At 72.9% G+C, this 25,653-nt stretch carries 2 protein-coding genes and 1 pseudogene; all 3 read right to left on the reverse strand.

Annotated elements, in window-relative coordinates:
* Window position 1 precedes the first annotated feature (1 nt).
* Window positions 2-10,750: an SDR family NAD(P)-dependent oxidoreductase gene (locus JNUCC0626_RS14785; protein ID WP_430623495.1), complete on the reverse strand. Its 10,749-nt coding sequence runs from the start codon at window positions 10,748-10,750 to the stop codon at window positions 2-4.
* Window positions 10,747-25,566, reverse strand: a complete 14,820-nt coding sequence (locus JNUCC0626_RS14790) for an SDR family NAD(P)-dependent oxidoreductase (RefSeq protein WP_430623502.1) — start codon at window positions 25,564-25,566, stop codon at window positions 10,747-10,749. Before JNUCC0626_RS14790 ends, JNUCC0626_RS14785 begins: the two co-directional genes overlap by 4 nt.
* Window positions 25,567-25,617 (reverse strand): annotated as a pseudogene (locus tag JNUCC0626_RS50535) (polyketide synthase docking domain-containing protein); the annotation flags it as partial.
* Window positions 25,618-25,653 lie beyond the last annotated feature (36 nt).

Raw genomic sequence — 25,653 nt, forward strand, 5'->3', positions numbered from 1 at the left:
ATCACCGCTTCTCGGACAACCAGGTGTGCACGGCCGCCGCGGTGGTGGCCGAGTGTTCGCCCATCATCGAGAAGTGCGTGCCAGGGGTGTCCAGCACCGCGTGCTCGAAGTCCCAGGTCGACCTCCAGTCACTGCCGGGCTCGGTGCCGGGCAGCGGTTCGGTGGCGCGCACGAGGAGCGTCGGGGTGCTGATGGCCGTCGGCCGCCAGCCCGCGTAGATGCGGCAGTACGCGCCCATGGCCGTCAGTCGCTGGTCGTCGAGCACCTCGGCATCGCCCGCTTCCGCACCGCCTTCCGCGTCGCCCCCGACGAACTCGGGGTGCACGCGGGACAGGGACTCGCGGTCGTGCCGGAAGATGTCCATCAGCACGAGTGCCTCGGCGGGCCGGCCGATGCTCTCCAGGTGCGCGGCCACGCCGTGCGCCAGCGTGCCGCCCGAGGAGTGGCCGACGAGCACGAACGGCTCGCCTTCCGCCTGCTCGAGCACGGCCTGGGCCTGTGCCCGGACGATCGCGTCGATGGACGCGGGCACCAGCTCCCCCGTGAGGAAGCCGGGGGTCGAGACCACCGTGACGTCCCGCTCGTCGCGCAACGCGTGCGCGAACCGCGCGTAGACCTGGGGTCCGGAGTTGGCGAGGATCGGCGGGAAGCAGATCAGGCCGGGCTTGTCCTCCCCCTTCGCCATCTTGATGCGGTGCAACGGCTCGGGCAGGTCCTCCGGGCCGGCGAACGACGGCCGGAACGCCGACATCGCCATCAGCAGACCCATGAAGTCCTCGCCACGACCGGACTCGCTGGCCTGCCTGGACAGCAGACCGAGCGTGCCGACCGTGCTCGTAGCGGCGGTGGTGGCGGCGGGCACCTCGATCTCGCGGTTGAGGTGCTCGGCGACCAGCTCGGGCGTCGGGTGGTCGAACAGCAGGGTCGGCGGCAACCGCAGCCCGGTGACCTCGTTCAGCACGTTGCGCAGTTCGACCGAGGTGAGCGAGTCGAAGCCCAGCTCCAGGAACTGCTGGTCCGCCTCGACCTTCTTCGTGCCGTAGCCCAGCACGGCGGCGGTGTGCGTCAGGACGGCGTCCAGCAGGGCCGCACCCCGGTCCACTGTGGACAGACTGCGCAGGTCCAGCTTGGCGGTCGCCGACGCCGCACGCCGCGTCGTGGTGCGGACCAGGCCGCGCAGCAGGGCGGGCAGTCCCGCACCGGCGCCGCGCAGTCCGGCGGTGTCGAGCTTCATCGGCACCACGACCGGGTTCACGCCCCGAACGGCGCGGTCGAACAGCGCCAGTCCTTCTGCCGCACCGAGTGCCGCGACACCGGAGCGCTGGAGGCGGCCCTGGTCGGCGGTCATGCCGCCCAGGTCGTCCCACAGGCCCCAGGCCAGCGACAGGCCTGCCTGGCCGCGCGCCCGGCGTTGCTGCGCCACGGCGTCGAGGTAGGCGTTGGCGGCCGCGTAGTTGCCCTGGCCGGGCGTGCCGAACGTGCCCGCGGCCGAGGAGAACACCACGAACGCGTCCAGGTCGCCCGCCAGCTCGTGCAGGTTGCGCACGGCGTCGACCTTGGGCCGCAGGACCTGGTCGACCTGGTCGGCGGTCATCGAGCCGATGGTGGCGTCGGCCAGCACACCGGCGGTGTGCACCACGGCGCGCACCGGGTGGGCGGCCAGCAGCGCGGCGACCGAGTCACGGTCCGCCACGTCGCAGGCCACGATCTCGACACCGGCGCCGAGTTCGGTCAGTTCGGTGCGCAGATCTCCGGCTCCCGGAGCGGCCGGGCCGCGCCGGCTGGCGAGCACCAGGTGCCGCACGCCGTGCTCGGTGACGAGGTGGCGGGCGAACAGCGCGCCGAGGCCACCGGAGGCACCGGTGATCAGCACCGGTCCGGCCCCGAGGCCCGCCTGGCCGTCCACTTCGGACACCGTGCGGGTGAGCCTGGGCGCGAAGGCCTGGCCGTCGCGGACCGCGATGTCCGGCTCGTCGGCGCTGAGCACGATCTCCGCGCCCTCGGCCAGATCCACCAGCACGAACCGGCCGGGGTACTCGGCCTGGGCGGAGCGGACGAGGCCGCGCACGGCGGCGCCCGCCAGGTCGGTCACGTCGTCGCCGGGCCGGACCGCGACCGCGCCGCGCGTCACGAACGCCACCAGGGCGTCGGAGTCGGCGTGCTCCCGCACCTGCTGCAGTGCCGAGTGCACTGCCTCCGACACCGTGCCGGCGATCTCGACCACCTCGACGTCGGTGGAGGCGGCCTGGACCGGCACCCACTCGACGTGGAACAGCGAGTCAGTGGCGACAGGAGCGAGGGTGAGCGGGCGCAGCACCAGCGAGTCGATGGACGCGACCGGCGCACCGGTCGTGTCGGCGACCAGCAGTGAGATCGCGTCCGTTCCCGCGCTGGACATGCGGACCCGCAACTCCTGCGCGCCGATCGCGTGCAGGCGGACGCCGTTGAACGAGAACGGCAGGCGCGTGCCGTCGACGAAGTCGCCGACCTTGATGGCGTGCAGGGCGGCGTCGAGCAGCGCGGGGTGCAGGCCGAACGCGGTGGTGTCGGCGTCCAGCGCGACCTCGGCGAAGACCTCGTCCCCGCGACGCCAGGCGGACTTCAGGCCCTGGAACGCCTGGCCGTACTCGAGGCCCAGCGCGGCGAAGTCGTCGTAGAGCCCGTCCACCGGCACCTGCTCGGCGTCGGCGGGCGGCCAGGCCGTGAGGTCGTCGCCGGTCTCGCCGGTCGCCTTGGCCAGGACACCGGTCGCGTGCCGGGTCCACGGGCCGTCGTCGGTGATCCGCGAGAAGACGGACACCGTGCGGCGGTCGTTGTCCTCCTCGCCGACCATGACCCGCAACGCCACCCCGCCGTGCCCGGAGAGCACCAGCGGCGCTTCGAGGGTCAGTTCCTCCAGCACGTCACCGGCACCGGCCTGGAGCGCCATCTCGACGAAGGCGGTGCCGGGCAACAGGACCACACCGTTGACGGCGTGATCGGCGAGCCAGGGGTGGGTGTGCAGCGAGATCCGGCCGCTGAAGACGAGTACGCCCGACTCCGGCAGCGAGACCTCGGCGCCGAGCAGGGGGTGGCTCCCGGCGACCAGGCCGAGCCCGGCCGCGGTGCCGTCGTCGGATCCCGCCGGGGCCTCGAGCCAGTACCGCTCGCGCTGGAACGCGTACGTCGGCAGGCCGACCACGGTCGCACCGGCGAAGAACGCGGTCCAGTCGATCCGGACGCCACGGGTGTGCAGCGCCGCGACGGCGGTGGTGATGCCGAGGACCTCGGAGCGGTCCTTGCGCAGAGCCGGGATCACGGGCGCCTCGGCCATGGCGGCCAGCACGCCGTCCGGGCCCAGTTCCAGGAACGTCCGCACGCCCTCGTCGCCGAGGGTCTGCATGGCGTCGGCGAAGCGGACCGTGCCGCGCACGTGCCGCACCCAGTACTCCGGGTCCGTCACGTCGCCGAGCATGGCGATCTTGGGCTCGTTGAACGTGAGTTCCGCGACCACGGCCCGGAAGTCGTCCAGCATCGGGTCCATCAACGGCGAGTGGAACGCGTGCGAGACGGTGAGCCGCTTGGACTTGCGGTCCGGGAACTGCGCGACGACCTGCTCGACGGCGGCTTCCTCACCGGCGACCACGACCGCGCTCGGGCCGTTGATCGCGGCCAGTGAGACCACATCGGACAGATGAGGTGTTACCTCGTCCTCGGTGGCCTGCAACGCGACCATCGCGCCACCCTCCGGCAGGGCCTGCATCAGCCGGGCCCGCGCGCTGATCAACGTGGCGGCGTCTTCCAGCGAGAGCACGCCGGAGACGTGGGCGGCCGCGATCTCGCCGATCGAGTGCCCAGCCAGGAAGTCCGGGCGGATGCCCCACGACTCGACGAGCCGGTACAGCGCTACTTCCAACGCAAAGATCGCGGGCTGGGTGAACTCGGTGCGATCCAGTTCCTCGTCCCGCACATCAACCAGAGCAGCGACTTCGTCAAAGGCCTTGGCGTACACAGGGAATGCGTCGTACAGCTCACGGCCCATGCCGACCCGCTGGCTGCCCTGACCGGTGAACAGGAACGCGAGCCTGCCGCCGGCCGGGGTCGCGATCGCCGGGTTCTCCAGTGCTGCCAGCAGTTCGTCGCGGTCACTCGCGACGACGGCGGTGCGGTGGTCGAGCAGCGACCGGGTCGTGGCGAGTGAGAAGGCCACGTCGGCCGGGTTGGCGTCGGGGTGGGCGGTCAGGTGGTCGCGGAGCTTGCCGGCCTGGGCGGCGAGGGCCTCGGGGGTCTTGCCGGACAGCACGAACGGCAGCGTCGTCCACTCCCCCGGCTCCTCGGCCGTCTCGGGGGCCTGCTCCAGCACGACGTGCGCGTTGGTGCCGCTGATGCCGAACGACGACACCGCCGAACGGCGCGTGCGACCCGTCTCGGGCCACGGGGTCGTCTCCGTGACGAGCGAGACGGCGCCGGACGTCCAGTCGATGTGCGGGGACGGCGCGTCGACGTGCAGCGTCTTGGGCAGCACGCCGTGCCGCATGGCCAGGACCATCTTGATGACGCCCGCGACACCGGCGGCGGCCTGGGTGTGGCCCAGGTTGGACTTGACCGCGCCCAGCAGCACCGGCGTGGACCGGTTCTGCCCGTAGGTCTCCAGGATGGCCTGGGCCTCGATCGGGTCGCCGAGCTTCGTGCCGGTGCCGTGCGCCTCGATCGCGTCGACGTCCGAAGTGGACAGACCGGCGTTGGCGAGTGCCTGGCGGATCACGCGTTGCTGCGACGGGCCGTTCGGGGCGGTGAGGCCGTTGGAGGCGCCGTCCTGGTTGACCGCCGTGCCCTTGAGGACCGCGAGCACCGGGTGGCCGTTGCGGCGGGCGTCGGACAACCGCTCGACGACGAGCATGCCCGCGCCCTCGCCCCAGCTCGACCCGTCGGCACCGGCCGCGAACGGCTTGCAGCGCGAGTCGGGTGCCATGGCTCCCTGGGTGCTGAACTCGACGAACACGCCGGGCGTGGCCATCACCGTGACACCACCGGCCAGGGCCAGGTCGCACTCGCCGCTGCGCAGTGCCTGTGCCGCGAGGTGCAGCGCGACCAGCGAGGACGAGCACGCGGTGTCGACGGTGACCGCCGGGCCTTCCAGGCCGAGGGTGTAGGCGATCCGGCCGGAGGCGACGCTGCCCGCGGTGCCGGTGCCGAAGTAGCCGCCGACCTCTTCGGGCAACGAGGCGAGTTGCGTGCCGTAGTCGTGGTACATCATGCCGGCGAACACGCCGGTCTGGCTGCCGCGCAACGACTGCGGGTCGATGCCCGCCCGTTCCACGGCCTCCCAGGAGGTCTCCATCAGCAGGCGCTGCTGGGGGTCCATGGCGAGGGCTTCGCGCGGGTTGATGCCGAAGAACGCCGGGTCGAACTCGCTGGCGTCGTAGATGAACCCGCCCTCGGCGGCGTTCGAGGCCTTGGTCAGGTAGTCGATGTTCCAGCCGCGGTCGGGCGGGAACCCGCCGATCGCGTCCCCGCCGCCCGCGAGCAGCGCCCACAGGTCCTCGGGCGTCTTGACGCCGCCGGGGAACCGGCAGGCCATCGCGACGATGGCGATCTGGTCGTCGTCCGCTCCGGAGGTCGCCGCCTTGACGACGGCCGCCCCTCCACCCGCGCCGACGATCTTCTCGCGCAGGTGTTCGGCGAGCACGTCCGAGGTCGGATAGTCGAAGACCAGGGTGGCTGGCAGTTTGAGGCCGGTGGCGGCGTTGATCCGGTTGCGCAGCTCGACGGCCGTCAGCGAGTCGAAACCCAGTTCCCGGAACGCCTTCGACGAGTCGACGGACTCGGCCGAGGAGAACCCGAGCACGGCGGAGACGTGCGTGCCGATCAGCGTGACCAGGGTGCGGATCTGCTCGTTCTGCGGCAGCGCGGACAGCTGCTGCGCCAGCGAGGACGCGGCGGCCTGGTCCGCGGCCGACGCGGTGCGCCTGCCCGGCGCGCGGGTGAAGCCGCGCAGCAGCGGCGGCACCGAGGCGCCCGCTCCGCGCAGTCCGGCGGTGTCGAGGTGCATCGGCACGAGGACCGGCTCGGTGGCGGTGAGGGTCGCGTCGAACAGCTCCAGACCGTCCGCTGAGGACAGACCGGCGCCCACGCGGCCGCGGTCGGTGTCGGCCATCTCGCCGGTCATCTCGCTGGCCTGCTCCCACAGGCCCCAGGCCAGGGACAGCGCAGGCTGCCCGGCGGTCCTGCGCTGCACGGCGAACGCGTCCAGGAAGGCGTTGGCGGCGGCGTAGTTGGCCTGGCCCGCGTTGCCGAACGTGCCGGCCGCCGAGGAGAACAGGACGAACGCGTCCAGCTCGCCGGTCAGCTCGTGCAGGTTCAGCACCGCGTCGACCTTGGGCCGCAGCACGAGGTCGAGTCGTTCGGGGGTGAGCGAGGACAGCACGCCGTCGTCCAGGACGCCGGCGGTGTGCACGACGGCGGTCACCGGGTGCTCGGCCAGCAACGCGGCCAGCGCCTCGCGGTCGGCGGCGTCGCAGGCCGCGATGGTGACGTTCGCGCCGAGCCCGATGAGTTCGTCGCGCAGGTCGGTGGCGCCGGGGGCGTCGAGGCCGCGCCTGCTGGTCAGCACCAGGTCACGCACGCCGTGCACGGTCACCAGGTGGCGGGCCAGCAGCGCGCCCAGCACTCCGGTGGCACCGGTGAGGAGCACCTTGCCGTCGGGGCGGAACGCGGGCGCGTCCGAAGTGGACACCGCGGCGCGGGTCAGCCTGGGCACGCGGACGACGCCGTCGCGGATCGCGAGTTCGGGTTCGCCGGTGGCCACGGCGGCGGCCAGCACGGCGGCCGACGCGGGGGTGTCGTCGGTGTCGACCAGGACGAAGCGGTCGGGGTTCTCGGTCTGGGCGGAGCGGATCAGGCCCCACACGGCGGCACCGGCGAGGTCGGTGAGTTCGCCGACCGGCACGGCGCCGGAGGTGAGGAAGACCAGGCGGGACTCGGTGTCGAGCGCGGTCTGCGCGCGCTCCAGGGCGGAGTGGACGGTCGCGCGAACGCTGTCGGCATTCGACGCGGAAGGTGCGAGCGTGACCACCTCGACGTCCGGCACGTCGGCGAGCTGGGTCTGGTCCGCCTCGACCGGCAGCACCTGCCAGTCGACCCGGAACAGCGACCTGGCCGTGCCGGTGACGGCCTGCTGCTGCGAGATGGGCCGCAGCACCAGTTCGTCGGCCGAGGCGACCGGCTGACCGGTCTCGTCGGCGACGGTGACGGACACCGAACCCGAGCCGACGGCGGCGATCCGCACCCGGAGCGCGGCGGCACCGGCGGCGTCCAGGCGGACGCCGGTCCAGGAGAACGGCAGCCACGGCGTGGTCGTGACGTCCAGGAAGGTCCCGAGGCCGACGGCGTGCAGTGCGGCGTCGAGGAGCGCGGGGTGCAGGCCGAAGCCCGCCACCTTCACCCCCTCGGGCAGCGCCACCTCGGCGAAGACCTCGTCGCCCGCGCGCCAGGCGGCCCGCAGGCCGCGGAACGTCGGCCCGTAGCCCAGGCCGATCGCGGCGAGTCCGTCGTACAGCTGGGAGGTGTCGACCGGCTCGGCTCCGGGCGGCGGCCACGCGGTCAGGTCCGCGGCGGTCGCGCCACCGTCGGCGACCAGGGTGCCGGTGGCGTGGCGGGTCCACGGCTCGTCGTCGTCCGCGTGCTCGACGCGGGAGAACACCGAGACGGCGCGCACGCCGTCCTCGCCGGCCTCGTCGAGCGCCACGCGGACCACGACGGCCTCGTGCTCGCCGAGCACGAGCGGCGCTTCCAGGGTGAGTTCGTCCAGCACGCCGCAGCCGACCTGGTCGCCGGCGCGGATGGCGAGTTCGACGAACGCCGTGCCGGGCAGCAGGACCGCGTCGTTGACGCGGTGGTCGGTCAGCCACGGGTGGCTGCGCAGGGAGAGCCTGCCGGTGAACAGGTAGCCGCCGGAGTCCGGCAGCGCGACGGCGGCGCCGAGCAGCGCGTGGTCGGTGACCGCGAGGCCGGCGGACGACACGTCGCCGTAGCCGGAACCGCTGGTGTCGAGCCAGAACGACTGGCGCTGGAACGCGTAGGTGGGCAGCTCGGCCGCGCGGGCGCCGTGTCCGGCGAACACCGCCTCCCAGTCGAGCGGCAGGCCGCGGACGTGGGCCTGGGCCAGCGAGGTCAGCAGCCGGGGCAGGCCGCCCTCGTCGCGGCGCAGCGACCCGAGCACGACGGCCTCGGTGCCGGTCTCGTCGACGATGTCCTGGACGGACATGGTGAGCACCGGGTGCGGGCTCATCTCCAGGAAGAACCGGTGGCCCTTCTCGACCAGCAGCCGGACGCCCTGCTCGAACTCGACGGTCTCGCGCAGGTTCGTGTACCAGTACTCGGCGTCGAGCGCGGTGCCGTCGACCGGCAGGCCGGTGACGGTGGAGTAGAACGGGATCTCGGCCGCGACGGGCTTGACCGGGGCGAGGAGTTTCGCCAGTTCGTCACGGATGATCTCGACGTGCGCGGAGTGCGAGGCGTAGTCCACCGCGATGCGGCGGGCGCGGACCTCGTCGGCCTCGCACGACGCCAGCAGCTCTTCCAACGCATCGTCGTCGCCGGACACCACGGTGGCGCGCGGGCCGTTGACGGTGGCGACGGAGAGCTTGCCGTCCCACCGGGTCAGGCGTTCGCGGACCTGCGCGACCGGCAGCGAGACCGAGACCATGCCGCCGAGGCCGGACAACGCGCCGAGAGCCTGGCTGCGCAACGCGACCACGCGAGCGGCGTCGTCCAGTGAGAGCGCTCCCGCGACGCAGGCGGCGGCGATCTCACCCTGCGAGCTGCCGACGACGGCCGAGGGCGTGACGCCCAGCGAACGCCAGACCTGCGCCAGCGACACCATCACGGCCCACAGCGCGGGCTGCACGACGTCGACGCGGTCGAAGCCCGGCGCGCCGGGAGTCTCGCGCAACACGTCGATCAACGACCAGTCCACGTAGGACGACAGCGCCTGCTCGCACTCGGCCATGCGAGCGCGGAAGACCTCGTTGGTGTCCAACAGGTCCAGGGCCATGCCGACCCACTGCGAACCCTGACCGGGGAACACGAACGCGACCTTGCCGCGCACGTCCGCGACGCCCTCGACGACGTCGGCCGTGACCTCGGAGCCGATCAGCGCGTCCAGCGCGAAGTCGGACTTCCGCGTGCCGAGCAGCACCGCGCGGTGCGGGAAGCGGGAGCGGGTGGTGGCGAGCGAGTAGCCGATGTCGGCGGCGGACGCGCCGGAAGTGGTCAGGTGGTCACGCAGCTGCGCGGCCTGCGCCCGCAGCGCGGCCTCGCCGTGGGCGGACAACACCCAGGGCAGCACCTGCTCCGCACCGGCCGGGCGACCGTCCTGCACGGACTCCGGCGCCTGCTCGATGATCGTGTGGGCGTTCGTGCCGCTGAACCCGAACGACGACACGGCGGCACGGCGCGGTTCGCCGGTCTCCGGCCAGGAGCGCTGCTCGGTCAGCAGTTCGACCGCACCGGCCGACCAGTCGATGTGCGGGGACGGCTCGTCCACGTGCAGGGTCTTCGGCATCACGCCCTGGCGGATCGCCATGACCATCTTGATGATGCCCGCGACGCCCGCGGCGGCCTGGGTGTGGCCGATGTTCGACTTGATCGAGCCGAGCCGCAGCGGTTCCGCGCGGTCCTGGCCGTAGGTCGCGAGCAGCGCCTGGGCCTCGATCGGGTCGCCGAGCTTGGTGCCGGTGCCGTGCGCCTCCACCAGGTCGACCTGGCGGGTCGTCAGACCGGCGTCGGCCAGCGCCTGCCCGATGACGCGGCGCTGCGACGGGCCGCTGGGCGCGGTGAGGCCGTTCGAGGCGCCGTCCTGGTTGATCGCGCTGCCGCGGATGACCGCGAGGACGTTGTGGCCCAAGCGTTGCGCGTCGGACAGCCGCTCGACGAGGAGCATGCCGACGCCCTCGCCCCAGCCGGTGCCGTCGGCCGACGCCGCGAACGCCTTGCAGCGGCCGTCGGACGCGAGCCCCTTCTGGCGGGAGAACTCGAGGAACGTGCCGGGCGTGGCCATCACCGTGACGCCACCGGCGAGCGCGAGCGTGCACTCTCCCTTGCGCAGCGCCTGGATCGCCCAGTGCAGCGCGACGAGCGACGACGAGCACGCCGTGTCGATCGTGACGGCCGGGCCCTCCAGGCCGAGCGTGTAGGCGACGCGGCCGGAGACGACGCTGCCGGACGTGCCGGTGCTCAGGTAGCCGCCGACCTCCTCGGGCACCTCGGTCAGCCCGGTCGCGTAATCGTGGTACATCACGCCGGCGTAGACACCGGTCTTGCTGCCCTTGACCGCGGCCGGGTCGATCCCGGCGCGTTCGAACGCCTCCCACGACGCCTCCAGCAGCAGCCGCTGCTGCGGGTCCATCGCCAGCGCCTCGCGGGGAGAGATCCCGAAGAACGCCGGGTCGAACTCGCTGGCGTCGTAGAGGAACCCGCCCTTCGCGACGTAGCTCTGGCCGGTCGCCTCGGGGTCGGTGCCGAACAGGCCGTCGATGTCCCAGCCCCGGTCGGTCGGCAGCGGCGCGATGGCGTCGCGCTCGCCGGAGACCAGGTCCCACAGGTCCTCGGGGCTCTTGACGCCACCGGGGTACCGGCAGGCCATGCCGACGATGGCGATGGGCTCCCGGTCCGCGTCCTCGACCTCCTTCAGACGCCGCTTGACCTGGCGCAGGTCCGCTGTGGCGCGCTTGAGGTAGTCGCGGAGCTTTTCCTCGTTGTCCATCGTCACGTCAGCTCCTGGTCGAGCAGGTCGAAGAGTTCGTCGTCGCTGGCCGCGTCGAGGTCCGCGTCGGACTCCGGTGCCGCCAGTCCGGCAAGGACCGCCTGCAGCCGTTCGGTGATCCGCGCACGCGCGGTGTCGTCGCGACCGAGCTCGATCAGCTCGGCGGCCAGCCGGTCGAGATCACCGAGCGCGAGTGGCGCCCCGGCGGGTGTGTCGGGTTTGACCTCGTCGCGCAGCTGGTCGACCAGCGCCGCCGGGGTCGGGTAGTCGAACACCAGCGTGGCGGGCAGTTTCAGGCCCGTGGCGGCGTTCAGGCTGTTGCGCAGCTCGACCGCGCTGAGCGAGTCGAAGCCGAGGTCCTGAAACGCGCGGTGCTCGTCGACGGCGTCCGGGCCGGACAGGCCCAGGGCCTTCGCGACGTGCGAGCGCACGACGTCGAGCAGGAGCTGGTCCCGGTCGCCGTCGGAGAGCCCGGCGATCCGCTTGCTCAGCGGTTCCTCGGCCACCGCGGCCTCCGCGCGCCGCGCCTTGCCGCGGACCAGTCCGCTGAGCAGGGCGGGCACCCGGTCGCCGATTCCCGAGGTGTCGAGGTGCATCGGCACGACCGCCGCGTCCGCGCCGGCGAGCGCGGTGTCGAAGAGCGCCACACCCTCCTCTTCGGACAGTGCGGTGCCGAGCCGGGCGGAGTCGGCGGTCATGCCGCCGGTGTCCTCCCAGAGGCCCCAGCCGAGCGACAGGCCGGGCTTGCCCTGGTCGCGCCGGTGTTGCGCGAGTGCGTCGAGGAACGAGTTCGCGGCGGCGTAGTTGGCCTGGCCTGGGTTGCCGAACGTGCCGGCGGCGGACGAGAACAGGACGAACGCGTCCAGGTCGCCGGTCAGCTCGTGCAGGTTCCAGGCCGCGTCCACCTTGGGCCGCAACACCTTCTCCAGGCGCTGCGGGGTGAGCGAGGTCAGCACGCCGTCGTCGAGCACACCAGCAGCGTGCACCACGGCGGTAACCGGGTGCTCATTCAGCAAGCCTGCCAACGCTTCCCGATCGGCCACGTCGCACGCGGCGATCTCGACCGTCGCCCCCAGGGCGCGCAGTTCGTCGCGCAGCTCGGGCGCACCGGGCGCGTCCAGGCCGCGCCTGCTGGTGAGCAGGAGGCCGTCGACGCCGTACTCGGTGATCAGGTGCTTCGCGAACAACGCGCCGAGCGCGCCCGTCGCACCGGTCAGCAGCACCGTGCCACCGGCCCGGAACTCCGGCTTGGCGTCCTCGGCCGCCCGCACCCGCGCGAGCCTCGGCACGTGCAGGGCACCCTCGCGGATCGCGATCCGCGGCTCACCGGTGGCGAGCGCGGCGGCCAGTGCCCGCGGCGAGTCCTCGTGGTCGTCCAGTTCCACCTGCACGAACCGGTCGGGGTTCTCGGCCTGGGCCGAGCGGACCAGGCCGTGCACGGCGGCACCCGCCACGTCGCCCTTGGTCACCACGATCAGTCGCGCGTCGCGGTCCTGTGCCACCCAATCCTGGGCGAGGCCCAGGATCCGTTCGACACCGGCCCTCGTGGCGTCCGCGTACCCGTTGCCGACGCTCAGGTCCGCCACCGCGGAGACGAGCACCGCGTCCACCTCGCCGATCTCGGCGAGGGTGGCGTGCACCGGGAGGTCCAGCAGGTGGCCGAGCTTCAGGTCGTCCGGGCCGAGCACCGCCCACGTGGCCGCGGAGGCGGCCGGGCTGGTGGTCGGCGTCCAGTCGACCCGGTAGAGCGAGCGGGTGAAGCCGCCGCCGAGCTGGTCGGTCGCGAGCGGCCGCAGCACCAGCGACTCGACCGAGGCGACCGGCGCGCCGGTCGGGTCCGCGATCTCCAGCGTCACCGCGTCCGCACCGGACTTGGCCATCCGGATCCGCAACGCCGACGCGCCGACCGCGTGCACCCGGACACCGCTCCAGGCGAACGGAAGCCGGGCCTGGCCGGTGTTCTCGAAGAACTCGCCGATGCCGACCGCGTGCAGCGACGCGTCGAGCAGCGCCGGGTGCAGCCCGTACTCCCCCGCGTCCTCCGCGTCGACGGTGATCTCGGCGAACACCTCGTCGTCACGGCGCCAGGCCGCCTTGAGGCCCTGGAACGCCGGGCCGTACTCGAGACCGATGGCCTCGAAGCCGTCGTAGAGACCGCCGACGTCGACCTGCATGGCGTCGAGCGGAGGCCACACGTCCAGTCCGCCGGCCGGCCGGTCCCCGGCCACCGCCAGCACACCGGTGGCGTGCCGGGTCCACGGCTCGTCGTCGAGTCGCGAGTGGACGGTGACGGTGCGCCGGTCCTCGTGGTCGGGGCCGCCGACGAACACCTGCACCTGGACGGCACCGTGCTCGGGCAGGACCAGCGGCGCGGCGAGGGTGAGCTCCTCGAGCACCCCGCAGCCGGCCTCCTCACCCGCCCGCAGCGCCATCTCGACGAACGCCGTGCCGGGCAGCAGGACCGTGCCGGAGACCGCGTGGTCGCCGAGCCACGCCAGGCTGCCGCGGCCGACGCTGCCGGTGAAGAGGTGGCCGTCGGAGTCGGGCAGGCCGATGGCGGCGCCGAGCAACGGGTGCCCGGTCGCGGCGAGCCCCTGGCCGGCGGCGGACGAGCCGTCGTTCAGCCAGTAGCGCTCGTCGTCGAACGCGTAGGTCGGCAGGTCGACGCGGCGGGCGTCGGTGCCCGCGAAGAACGTCGTCCAGTCGATCTTCGCGCCCCGCACGTAGGCGGTGCCGAGAGCGTGGAACAGGGTCTGGATCTCGCCGCGGCCCTTGCGCAGCGACGGCACGAACACCGCGTCCTGGGCGCTCTCCGCGCCCATGGCGGTGAGCACGGCGTCCGGGCCGAGCTCCACGAACGTCCGCACGCCCTTGGCTTCCAGCGTCGTGACGGCCTCGGCGAACCGGACGGTGTCCCGCACGTGCCGCACCCAGTGCTCGGGGTCGGTCACGTCGCCGAGCACCGCGATCTTGGGCTCGTGGAACGTCAAACCCGTGACCACAGCGCGGAAGTCGGCCAGCATCGGGTCCATCAACGGCGAGTGGAACGCGTGCGACACGCTGAGCCGCTTGGACTTCCGGTCCGGGAACTCCGCGACCACCTGCTGTACGGCGTCTTCGGTGCCGGCGAGGACGATCGCGCTGGGCCCGTTGATCGCGGCGATGGACACGGCGTCGGTCAGGTGACCGGCGACCTCGTCCTCGGTGGCCTGCACCGCGACCATCGCGCCGCCCGTCGGCAGTGCCTGCATGAGGCGGCCGCGAGCGCTGACCAGCTTGCCCGCGTCGGCCAGGGACAGCACCCCGGCGACGTGGGCGGCGGCGATCTCGCCGATGGAGTGGCCCGCCAGGAAGTCCGGCTTCACACCCCAGTGCTCGAACAGCCGGTACAGCGCGACCTCGATGGCGAACAGCGCGGGCTGCGTCGTGCCGGTCTCGTCGAGCGCCTTGGCGTCGATGCCGAAGACGACCTCCTGCACCGGCGCCTCCAGCTCGGCGCACGCGGCGTCGAAGGCCTCGGCGAACACCGGGAACCGGTCGTACAGGTCGCGGCCCATGCCGAGCCGCTGGCTGCCCTGGCCGGTGAACAGGAACGCGAGCTTGCCGTGACCCGCCACCCCGGTGAGCGCGACCTCGTCGAGCCCGTCCTGAGCCGGCTGCACCACAAAGGCGCGGTGTTCGAAGGCAGACCTGCTGGTGGCCAGCGAGTACGCGACGTCGAGCGTGCGCAGATCGCGGTCACGCAGGTGCCGTCCGAGCCGCTCGACCTGGCCGCGCAACGATCCCGCGGTCCGCGCCGAGATCATCCACGGCAGTTCGACGTCGGCGCCGGTCTCGACCGGCTCCTGCTCCGGTGCCTGCTCGATGATCGTGTGGGCGTTGGTGCCGCTGATGCCGAACGACGACACCGCGGCCCGGCGCGGCCGGTCGACCGACGGCCACGCGACCTGCTCGGTGAGCAGCTCGACCGCGCCCGCGGTCCAGTCGATGCGCGGCGAGGGCTCCCCGACGTGCAACGTCTTCGGCAGCACGCCGTGGCGCAGCGCCATGACCATCTTGATGATGCCCGCGACGCCGGCGGCGGCCTGGGTGTGGCCGAGGTTGGACTTGATCGAGCCGAGCAGCAGCGGCTGCTCGCGGTCCTGGCCGTAGGTCGCCAGCAGCGCCTGTGCCTCGATCGGGTCGCCCAGCGAGGTGCCGGTGCCGTGCGCCTCGACCACGTCGACGTCCGAAGTGGACAGACCGGCGTTGGCGAGCGCCTGGCGGATGACCCGTTGCTGGGAAGGACCGTTCGGGGCGGTGAGACCGTTGGACGCACCGTCCTGGTTGATCGCGCTGCCGCGGACGATGGCGAGCACCGGGTGGCCGTTGCGGCGGGCGTCGGAGAGCCGCTCGACGAGCAGCATGCCCGCGCCCTCGCCCCAGCCGGTGCCGTCCGCGTCGGCGGAGAACGCCTTGCAGCGACCGTCGGCGGCGAGACCGCGCTGGCGGCTGAAGCCGATGAACGTGCCGGGCGTGGCCATGACGGTCACACCGCCCGCCAGCGCCAGGGTGCACTCACCGCTGCGCAACGCCTGCACGGCGAGGTGCAGCGCCACCAACGACGAGGAGCACGCGGTGTCGACCGTGACGGCCGGGCCTTCCAGGCCGAACGTGTAGGAGACGCGACCGGAGATGACGCTGCCCGAGCTGCCGGTGCCGAGGTAGCCCTCGATGCCGTCCGGCACGGACCGCAGTCGCGACGCGTAGTCGTGGTACATGACGCCGGCGAACACGCCGGTCCGGCTGCCGCGCACCGTGTGCGGGTCGATGCCCGCGCGTTCCAAGGCCTCCCAGGACGTCTGCAGCAGCAGGCGCTGCTGCGGGTCCATCGCCAGTGCTTCCTTCGGGTTGATGCCGAAGAACGCGGGGTCGAACTCGCTGGCGTTGTAGAGGAAGCCGCCTTCGCGCGAGTACGAGGTGCCCTGGTGGCTCGGGTCCGGGTGGTACAGGTTCTCGATGTCCCAGCCGCGGTCGGTGGGGAACCCGCCGATGGCGTCGGCGCCGTCCTCCAGCAGGCGCCACAGGTCCTCCGGGGAGGTGACGCCGCCGGGGAACCGGCAGCCGATGCCAACGATGGCGATGGGCTCGTCGTCGACGACGTCGACCGTCACCGGGCCGGTCACCGCGGTGGCCGCTCCGCCGAGTTCGGCACGCAGGTGCTCGACCAGCGCAAGGGGTGACGGGTAGTCGAAGACGAGCGTCGCGGGCAGCCGCAGGCCGGTGTCGGCCGCGAGCCGGTTGCGCAGCTCGACCGCGGTGAGCGAGTCGAAGCCGAGTTCGCGGAACGACCGGACGGCGTCCACGTCGTCCGCGCCGCCGTAGCCGAGCACGTCGGCCGCCTGGCCGCGCACCAGGTCGAGCAGCACCGCGTCCTGCTCGGCCGAGGTCAGCCCGGCGAGCCGGTCGCGCAGCCCCGCGTCCCCGGCCACCGCGGTGACGGCCCGGCGGGTCGTGCGGACGAGCCCGCTGAGCAGCGGCGGGACGGCCGTGCCCTTGAGCGCGGCGACGTCGAGGCGCATCGGCACCACGACCGGGTTCCCGGTGGCAGGCGCCAGGTCGAACAACCGGACGCCTTCGTCCGCCGACAGCGTGGCGAGCCGGCTGAGGTGTTCGGCGGTCATGCCGCCGGTGTCCTCCCACAGGCCCCACGCGAGCGACAGCGCCGGAAGTCCCTGCGCCACGCGGTGTTGCGCGAGGGCGTCGAGGTAGGCGTTGGCGGCGGCGTAGTTGCCCTGGCCCGCGTTGCCGAACGTGCCCGCCGCCGAGGAGAAGACGACGAACGCGGACAGGTCGCGGGTCAGCGCGTGCAGGTTGCGCGCCGCGTCCACCTTGGGCCGCAGCACGGTCTCGATCTGCTCCGGGGTGAGCGAGGTGATCGTGGCGTCGTCCAGCACACCGGCGGTGTGCACGACGGCGTTGACCACCCGGTCGTCCAGGAGGTTCTTCAGCGCCGTGAAGTCGGCGACGTCGCAGGCGACGATCTCGGCCGAAGCGCCGAGTGCGACCAGGTCGTCGCGCAGCTCGGTGGCGCCGGGGGCGTCCAGGCCGCGACGAGACGTGAGCAGCAGGTCGCGGACGCCGTACTCGGTGACGAGGTGCTTCGCGAAGACCGCGCCCAGCGCGCCGGTGGCGCCGGTGACCAGCACCGTGCCGTCGAACGACAGCCTGGCGTCCACAGTGGACGAAGCACGGGCGAGTCGCGGAGCGAGCGCGACGCCCTGGCGCACCGCGATCTCGGGCTCACCGGTCGCCACCGCGGCCGCGAGGTCGAGCGTGAAGTCGGTGTCCACCAGCACGAACCGGTCCGGGTTCTCCGACTGCGCCGACCGCACCAGGCCGCGCACGGCGGCACCGATCAGGTCGGTGACGTCGTCGCCGGGCTTGACCGCGACGGCGTCACGGGTGACGAAGACCAGTCGCTCGGTGGGACGGTCCTCGGCGAGCCAGGAGCGCACCGAGGCCAGCGCCTGGTGCACGGCCGCGGACACGGACTCGTCGGTGATCTCCGCCTCGACCACGCCGACCTGCTCGGCGCCGGTGACCGGCACCCAGTCGACCTGGAAGAGCGACCGGCTCACCGGCGGCGCGCCGACCTCGTCGGGCGAGAACGCCCGCAGCACCAGCGAGTCCACCGAGGCGACCGGCGCGCCGGTGCCGTCGGCGATCTCCAGCGCGAAGCCGTCGCCGGCCTTGCTGAGGCGCACGCGCAGTGCCGTGGCACCCTCGGCGTGCAGGGCCACACCCCGCCACGCGAAGGGCAGCCGGGTCTCCCCCGCCGCCGCGCCCAGGGACAGCGCGTGCAGCACCGAGTCGAACAGGGCGGGGTGCAGGCCGAACCGGTCGGCCGTGCCGTCGAGAGCGACCTCGGCGAAGATCTCCTCGCCGGTGCGCCACGCGGCACGCAGGCCCTGGAACGCCGGGCCGTACTCCAGTCCGGCGGCCGCGAGCCCGGGGTAGATCTCCTCCACCGCAACGGCTTCCGCCGCGGGAGGCCACTGGGCGAGCGAGAAGCCCGCCCGGGGTGCCTGCGGCAGCAGCGATCCGGTGGCGTGCCGGGTCCACGGCTCGTCGCCCTCCGGCCGCGAGTGCACGGTCAGCGAACGGCGGCCGTCGTCGTCCGGCTCGCCGAGGGCCAGTCGCAGCTGGACCGGGCCGTGCAGGGCGAGCGGTGCTTCCAGGGTCAGTTCCTCGACCAGGTCGCAGCCGACCTCGGCACCCGCGCGGAACGCCATCTCGGCGAACGCGGTGCCGGGCACCAGGACCGTGCCGGACACGACGTGGTCGGCCAGCCAGGGGTGGGTCTCGACGGAGAGCCGGGCGGTGAACAGGTGGCCGTCGGGCAGGGACACCGCGGCACCCAGCAACGGGTGGTCGGCGTCGCCGAGACCGACGGACGTGACGTCGCCGAACACCACACCGGCGGTCGGCCAGTAGTGCTGGCGCTGGAACGCGTACGTGGGCAGGTCGACCGTGCGGCCACCGTGCAGCAGCTTCGCCCAGTCCACGTCCGCGCCGGCCGCGTAGGCCTGGCCGACGGCCTGGAGCAGCGTCGTGACCTCGGGGCGGTCCTTGCGCAGCACCGGGAAGACCGGCACCTCGGCCATCGCGGCCAGCACGCCGTCCGGGCCCACCTCGACGAACGTCCCGGCGCCCGCGGCCTCCAGCTCGGCCATCGTGTCGGCGAACCGGACCGTGCCGCGCACGTGCCTCACCCAGTACTCCGGGTCCGTCACCTCACCCAGCATCGCGATCTTCGGCTCGTGGAACGTCAGCTTCGACGCCACAGCGCGGAAGTCGTCCAGCATCGGATCCATCAACGGCGAGTGGAACGCGTGAGACACGCTGAGCCGCTTGGACTTCCGGTCCGGGAACTGCGCGACAACCTGCTGCACAGCCTCTTCGTCACCGGCGACGACCACGGACGAGGACCCGTTGATCGCGGCCAGCGACACCAGGTCGGTGAGGTGAGGGGTGACCTCGTCCTCGGTGGCCTGCAACGCCACCATCGCACCACCGGCGGGCAGCGCCTGCATCAGCCGGCCGCGTGCCTCGACGAGCACGGCCGCGTCGTCGAGCGAGAGAACGCCCGCGACGTGGGCCGCGGCGATCTCACCGATCGAGTGGCCCGCCAGGTGGTCCGGGGTCATCCCCCAGTGCTCCAGCGTGCGGAACAACGCGACCTCGATCGCGAACAGCGCGGGCTGGGTGACCGCGGTCTGGTCGAGAGCCTCGGCGTCGGCGCCGAACACGATGTCCCGCAACGGGAGTTCGAAGTGCGACCGCACCTCGTCGAAGGCCCGCGCGAACTCCGGCACCGCGTCGTACAGCTCGCGGCCCATGCCGAGCCGCTGGCTGCCCTGACCGGTGAAGAGGAACGCCAGCTTGCCGCCGGTGGACTCCGCGCGACCGACCGAGGCCAGGTCGCGCAGCACGTTCTCGCCGGAGACGACCACGGCCCGGTGTTCGTGGGACGTGCGGGTGGTCAGCAGCGAGTGGCCGATGTCCAGCGGGTCCAGTTCCGGGTGCGCCTCGACGTGCGCGGCGAGCGCGAGCGCCTGACCGCGCAGGGCGGCCGGGGTGCGGCCGGAGAGCACCCACGGACGCGGGAACTCGCTGACCTCACGGGTTTCGGGAACGTCCTCGGCCGGCGGCTGCTCGATGATCACGTGGGCGTTGGTGCCGCTGATGCCGAACGACGAGACGCCGGCGCGACGGGCCCTGCCGGTCTCCGGCCACGGACGCGCGGCCGTCGTCAGCTCGACGGCACCGGCGGTCCAGTCGACCTCGGGGGTCGGCTCGTCGACGTGCAGCGTCTTCGGCACGACGCCGTGCCGCATCGCCTCGACGACCTTGATGATGCCCGCGACACCGGCCGCTGCCTGCGGGTGGCCCATGTTGGACTTGATCGAGCCGAGCAGCAGCGGGATGGAGCGGTCCTGGCCGTAGGTGGCCAGCAGGGCCTGCGCCTCGATCGGGTCGCCGAGCCTCGTGCCGGTGCCGTGGGCCTCGACCAGGTCGACGTCCGCGGTGGAAAGTCGGGCGCTGGCCAGGGCCTGCTGGATCACGCGGCGCTGCGACGGGCCGTTGGGGGCGGTGAGGCCGTTGGACGCGCCGTCCTGGTTGACCGCGCTGCCGCGGACGATGGCGAGCACCGGGTGTCCGTTGCGCCGGGCGTCGGACAGGCGCTCGACGAGCAGCATGCCCGCGCCCTCGCTCCAGCTCGTGCCGTCCGCCGCGCCCGCGAAGGACTTGGAACGGCCGTCCGGGGCGAGACCGCGCTGACGGCTGAAGCCGACGAACGTGGAGGGGGTCGCCATCACGGTGGCGCCACCGGCCAGGGCCAGCGTGCACTCGCCGTTGCGGAGCGCCTGCACGGCGAGGTGCAGTGCCACCAACGAGGACGAGCACGCGGTGTCGACCGTGACCGCGGGGCCCTCCAGCCCGAACGTGTAGGAGACGCGGCCGGACGCGAGGCTGCCACCGGTGCCGAGGTAGCCCTCGACCTCCTCGACGCCGCGCTCCACGACCGACGCGTAGTCGTGGTACATGATCCCGGCGAACACACCGGTGCGGCTGCCGCGCACGGACGCGGGGTCGATGCCGCCGCGTTCGAAGGCCTCCCAGGTGGTTTCCAGCAGCAGCCGGTGCTGCGGGTCCAGCGCGAGGGCCTCGCGGGGGCTGATGCCGAAGAACGCGGGGTCGAACTCGGCGGCGTCGTGCAGGAAGCCACCGTCGCGGACGTAGGACGTGCCGGGGTGGTCGGGGTCCTCGTTGTACAGGCCGTCGAGGTCCCAGCCGCGGTTGGCCGGGAAGCGGGTGATGGCGTCCGCGCCCTCGTCGACGAGTCGCCACAGGTCTTCCGGCGTCGCGACACCACCGGGGAACCGGCAGCTCATGCCGATGATGGCGATCGGTTCGTCGTTGGCGAGGACGACCGGCTCGGTCACCGTGGCGGTCGTGTCGGCGCCGCCCAGTTCCTCCCGCAGGTGCTCGGCGAGCGCGAGCGGCGTCGGGTAGTCGAAGACCAGGGTGGCGGGCAGCCGGAGGCCGGTGTGGCCGCCGAGCCGGTTGCGCAGCTCGACCGCGGTGAGCGAGTCGAAGCCCAGTTCCTTGAACGCCAGCAACGGTTCCACGTCATCACCGGAGGCGTAGCCGAGGACCTCGGCCACGTGGTGGCGGACGATGTCGATCAGCTCGGCGCGCGACAGCACGGCCTGGGCGGCGCTGGCGGCCGCGGCGCGGGCGGAGCGCTTCGCCGGGCGGACCAGGCCGCGCAGCAGCGCGGACACGCTGGAGTGTCCACTCAGGACCTTGGTGTCGAGGTGCACGGGCACCTGCACCGGCAGGCCGGAGGTGAACGCGGCGTCGAACAACGCCAGGCCCTCGGACTCGGTCAGCGGGCGCGCGCCCATGCGGGTCATCAACGCGACCGTGGCGTCGTCGACCTCCATGCCGCCGACCCCGGTCCACAGGCCCCAGGCGAGCGACAGGCCGTGCTGCCCTGCGGCCCGGCGGTGCCGGACCAGGTTGTCCAGCACCGAGTTGGCCGCGGCGTAGTTGGCCTGACCGGCGTTGCCCAGCGCGCAGGCGGAGGACGAGAACACCACGAACGCCTTGAGGTCCGTGGTCAGCTCGTGCAGGTTGATCGCGCCGTCGACCTTCGGCCGCAGCACGCGGGTGACCTGCTCGGGGGTCAACGCCTCGAGCACGCCGTCGTCCAGCACGCCGGCGGAGTGCACGACGGCGGTCACCGGGTGCTCGGCCAGCAGTGCGGCCAGCGCGTCGCGGTCCGCCGCGTCGCAGGCCGCGACCACGACCGTCGCGCCGAGGTTCTCCAGCTCGGCCACCACGTCCGCCGCGCCGGGGGATTCCGGGCCGCGCCGCGAGATCAGCAGCAGCTGCCGGACGCCGTACTCGGTGACGAGGTGCTTGGCGAACAACGCGCCCAGGCCGCTGGTGCCGCCGGTGACGAGGACCGTTCCGTCGAGCACGGGCGCGTCGACGCGGGCCTGCGGGCTGCGGGCGAGCCGGGCAGCGCGAACGCCGCCGTCGCGGAGCAGGAGCTGGGTCTCGTCGGCGAGCACGGCCGCGGGCAGGACTCGCTGGGAGGCCTCGGAACCGTCGGTCTCGACGAGCAGGAAGCGGTTCGGGTGCTCGCTCTGGGCGGACCGGATCAGGCCGTGCACGGCACTCCCCGGGCCGTCCTCGGCCAGGTCGCCGGTCAGGAAGGCCAGGCGGGCGGCGGCGAACCGCTCGTCCGCGAGCCACGCCTGGACCAGTCGCAGCGCGGCCTGCGCGGCGTCGTGGACCTCGTCGGCGCGGAACCCGTTGGAGTGCGGGGAAACCAGCACGACGTCGGGCACCGTGCCGATCGTCGCCAGGTCGACGTCCAGGTCGGCCTCGACGATCGTGGCCCGCGCGTCCCCCACCGCGATCGGCGACCAGTCGACGTGGAAGAGCGACTCGACGGAGGTCTGGGCGAGCTGGCCGACCTCGCGCAGCACCAGCGATCCGATGGTGGCGACGGGTACGCCGGTGCCGTCGGCGACGTGGAGCTCGACGCCGGCCCCGCCGGTGACCAGCCGCACGCGCAGTTCGGTGGCACCGACGGCGTGCAGGGCGACGTTGCGCCACGAGAACGGCAGCCTGGCGGCACCTTCGGTGACCAGTGCCAACGGGTGCAGGGCCGCGTCCAGCAGGGCGGGGTGCAGGCCGAACGCCTCGATGTCGGCGTCGACGGAGATCTCGGCGAACAGCTCGTCCCCGCGCCGCCAGACCGCCTGAACGCCCTGGAACAGCGGGCCGTAGACCAGTCCGGCGCTCGCCAGGCCGTCGTAGAGCGCGTCGAGGGAGACCGGCTCGGCGGCGGGCGGCCACTCGGACAGGTCGTGGGCGGGTGCGAGCGTGGCCGGCAGCACCGTGCCGGTGGCGTGCCGGGTCCACGGGCCGTCGAGTCGCGAGTGGACGGTCAGCGAGCGGCGGCCGGCGCCGTCCGGGCCGCCGACGGCGACCTGGACCTGCACGATGCCGCGCTCCGGCACGACCAGGGGCGCTTCGAGGGTGAGCTCCTCCAGCAGGTCGCAGCCGACCTCGTCACCGGCCCGGATCGCCAGCTCGACGAAAGCGGTGCCGGGCAACAGGACCACGCCGTGCACCGCGTGGTCGGCCAGCCACTCGTGGGTGTCCAGCGAGAGGTGGCCGCTCAGGACCAGACCGTCCGAGTCGGCGAGCGACACGGCGGAGCCGAGCAGCGGGTGGATCGACGCGCCGAGGCGGACGCCGTGCACCTCGGACAGCCAGTAGCGGTCGCGCTGGAACGCGTAGGTGGGCAGGTCGACCCGGTTGCCGCCGCCGAAGAACGCGGCCCAGTCGAGCGCGACACCGCTGACGTGCAGGGCGCCGGCCGCGGCCGCGACGGTCTCGGTCTCGGGGCGGTCCTTGCGCAGCAACGGGATGACCGGGACGTCGGCCATCGCGGCCAGCACGCCGTCCGGGCCGATCTCCAGGAACTTGCGGACGTGCCGGGATTCCAGCTCGGCCATCGTGTCGGCGAACCGGACGGTGTTCCGGACGTGGCTGACCCAGTACTCCGGGTCCGTCACCTCGCCCAGCATCGCGATCTTCGGTGCGTTGAACGTCAGCTTCGACACCACAGCGCGGAAGTCGTCGAGCATCGGGTCCATCAACGGCGAGTGGAACGCGTGCGACACGGTGAGCCGCTTCGACTTCCGGTCCGGGAAGTGCGCGATCACCTGCTGCACGGCGTCTTCGGCACCGGCGACGACCACGGACGAAGGTCCGTTGATCGCGGCCAGCGACACCGGGCCGGAGAGGTGCGGCGTGACCTCGGCCTCGGTGGCCTGCAACGCCACCATCGCCCCGCCCTCGGGCAGAGCCTGCATCAACCGGGCTCGCGCCGACACCAGCGTCGCCGCGTCCTTCAGCGACAGCACCCCGGAAACGTGGGCGGCCGCGATCTCACCGATCGAGTGTCCTGCGAGGAAGTCCGGGCGGATGCCCCACGACTCGACCAGGCGGTACAGAGCCACTTCCAGCGCGAAGATCGCGGGCTGCGTGAACTCCGTGCGGTCGAGCTGGTCGTCCCGCACGTCCACCAGCGCGGCGACCTCGTCAAAAGCCTTGGCGTACACCGGGAAGGCGTCGTACAGCTCGCGGCCCATGCCGGTGCGCTGGCTGCCCTGACCGGTGAACAGGAAGGCGAGGCCGGATTCCTGCGCGACACCGATGGAGAGGTTGTCGAGCCCACGCGTGACGTCGGCCAGGTCACGGCCCACGATCGCGGCGCGGTGGCTGTGCGCGGTGCGGGTGGTGGCGAGCGACCAGGCGAGGTCGCGCGGGTTCAGCTCGGGGTGCGCGGCCAGGTGGTCGCGGAGCTTGGCGGCCTGCGCGCGCAGTGCCTGCTTGGTCTTGCCCGACAGCACGAACGGCACGGTCGCCGGACCGGTGAAGGCACTCAGTTCCGCGGCGTCCGGTGCCTGCTCGAGGATCGTGTGTGCGTTGGTGCCGCTGATGCCGAACGACGACACGCCCACGCGGCGCGGACGGTCGGAGGCGGGCCACTCGCGCGCCTCGGTCAGCAGCGCGACGTTGCCTTCCGACCAGTCGACCTGCGGCGTCGGCGTGTCGGCGTGCAGGGTCTTGGGCAGCACGCCGTTCTGCAGCGCCATGACCATCTTGATGACACCGGAGACACCGGCGGCGGCCTGGGTGTGGCCGATGTTGGACTTCAGCGAACCCAGGTACAGCGGCTCGGCGCGGTCCTGGCCGTAGGTGGCCAGCAGCGCCTGCGCCTCGATCGGGTCGCCCAGCCGGGTGCCCGTGCCGTGCGCCTCGACCACGTCGACGTCCGAAGTGGACAGACCGGCGGAGGCGAGCGCCTGCCGGATGACCCGCTGCTGCGCCGGTCCGTTCGGGGCGGTCAGGCCGCTCGACGCACCGTCCTGGTTGATCGCGCTGCCGCGCACCACCGCGAGCACGGGGTGGCCGTTGGCCACGGCGTCGGACAGCCGCTCCACGAGGAGCATGCCGGCGCCCTCGCCCCAGCCGGTGCCGTCGGCCTCCGCCGCGAACGCCTTGCAGCGGCCGTCGGCGGCCAGCGCGCCCTGACGGGCGAAGTCGATGAACGTGCTGGGCGTGGACATCACGGCCACACCGCCGGCCAGTGCCAGGTCGCACTCGCCCAGCCTCAGGGCCTGCACGGCCCAGTGCAGCGCCACCAACGACGACGAGCACGCGGTGTCGATGGTGACGGCCGGACCCTCGAGTCCCAGCGTGTAAGCGATCCGGCCGGTGGCGATGCTGCCCGCGCTGCCGTTGCCGAGGTACGCCTCGACGCCCTCCGGCGGCGCGATGTCGCGCATGACGTAGTCGTGGTACATCAGACCGGCGAACACACCGGTCCGGCTGCCCCGCAACGTCGTGGGGTCGATGCCCGCGCGTTCGAAGGCCTCCCACGAGATCTCCAGCAGCAACCGCTGCTGCGGGTCCGTCCCCAGTGCCTCACGCGGCGAGATCCCGAAGAACGCCGGGTCGAACTCGCTGGCGCCGTAGAGGAAACCTCCCTCCAGCGGGACGTCCTCCACCTGCCAGCCGCGGTCGGCCGGGAAGCCGGAGATCGCGTCGTGGCGGCCCGCGACGAGGTCCCACAGCTCCTCCGGGGTGGAGACACCGCCGGGCAGGCGGCACGACATCCCGACGATCGCGATGGGCTCGGTCGCCTTGTCCTCGACGTCGCGCAGGCGCTTGCGCGCCTCACGCAGGTCGGCGGTGGCCCGCTTCAGGTACTCGAGGTACTTGTCCTCAGTCGCCACGTGGTCATCTCCTCAGGGCAGCGGCGTCGGTCACGT

The organism is Lentzea sp. JNUCC 0626 (assembly GCF_043632865.1).
GTDB lineage: Bacteria > Actinomycetota > Actinomycetes > Mycobacteriales > Pseudonocardiaceae > Lentzea.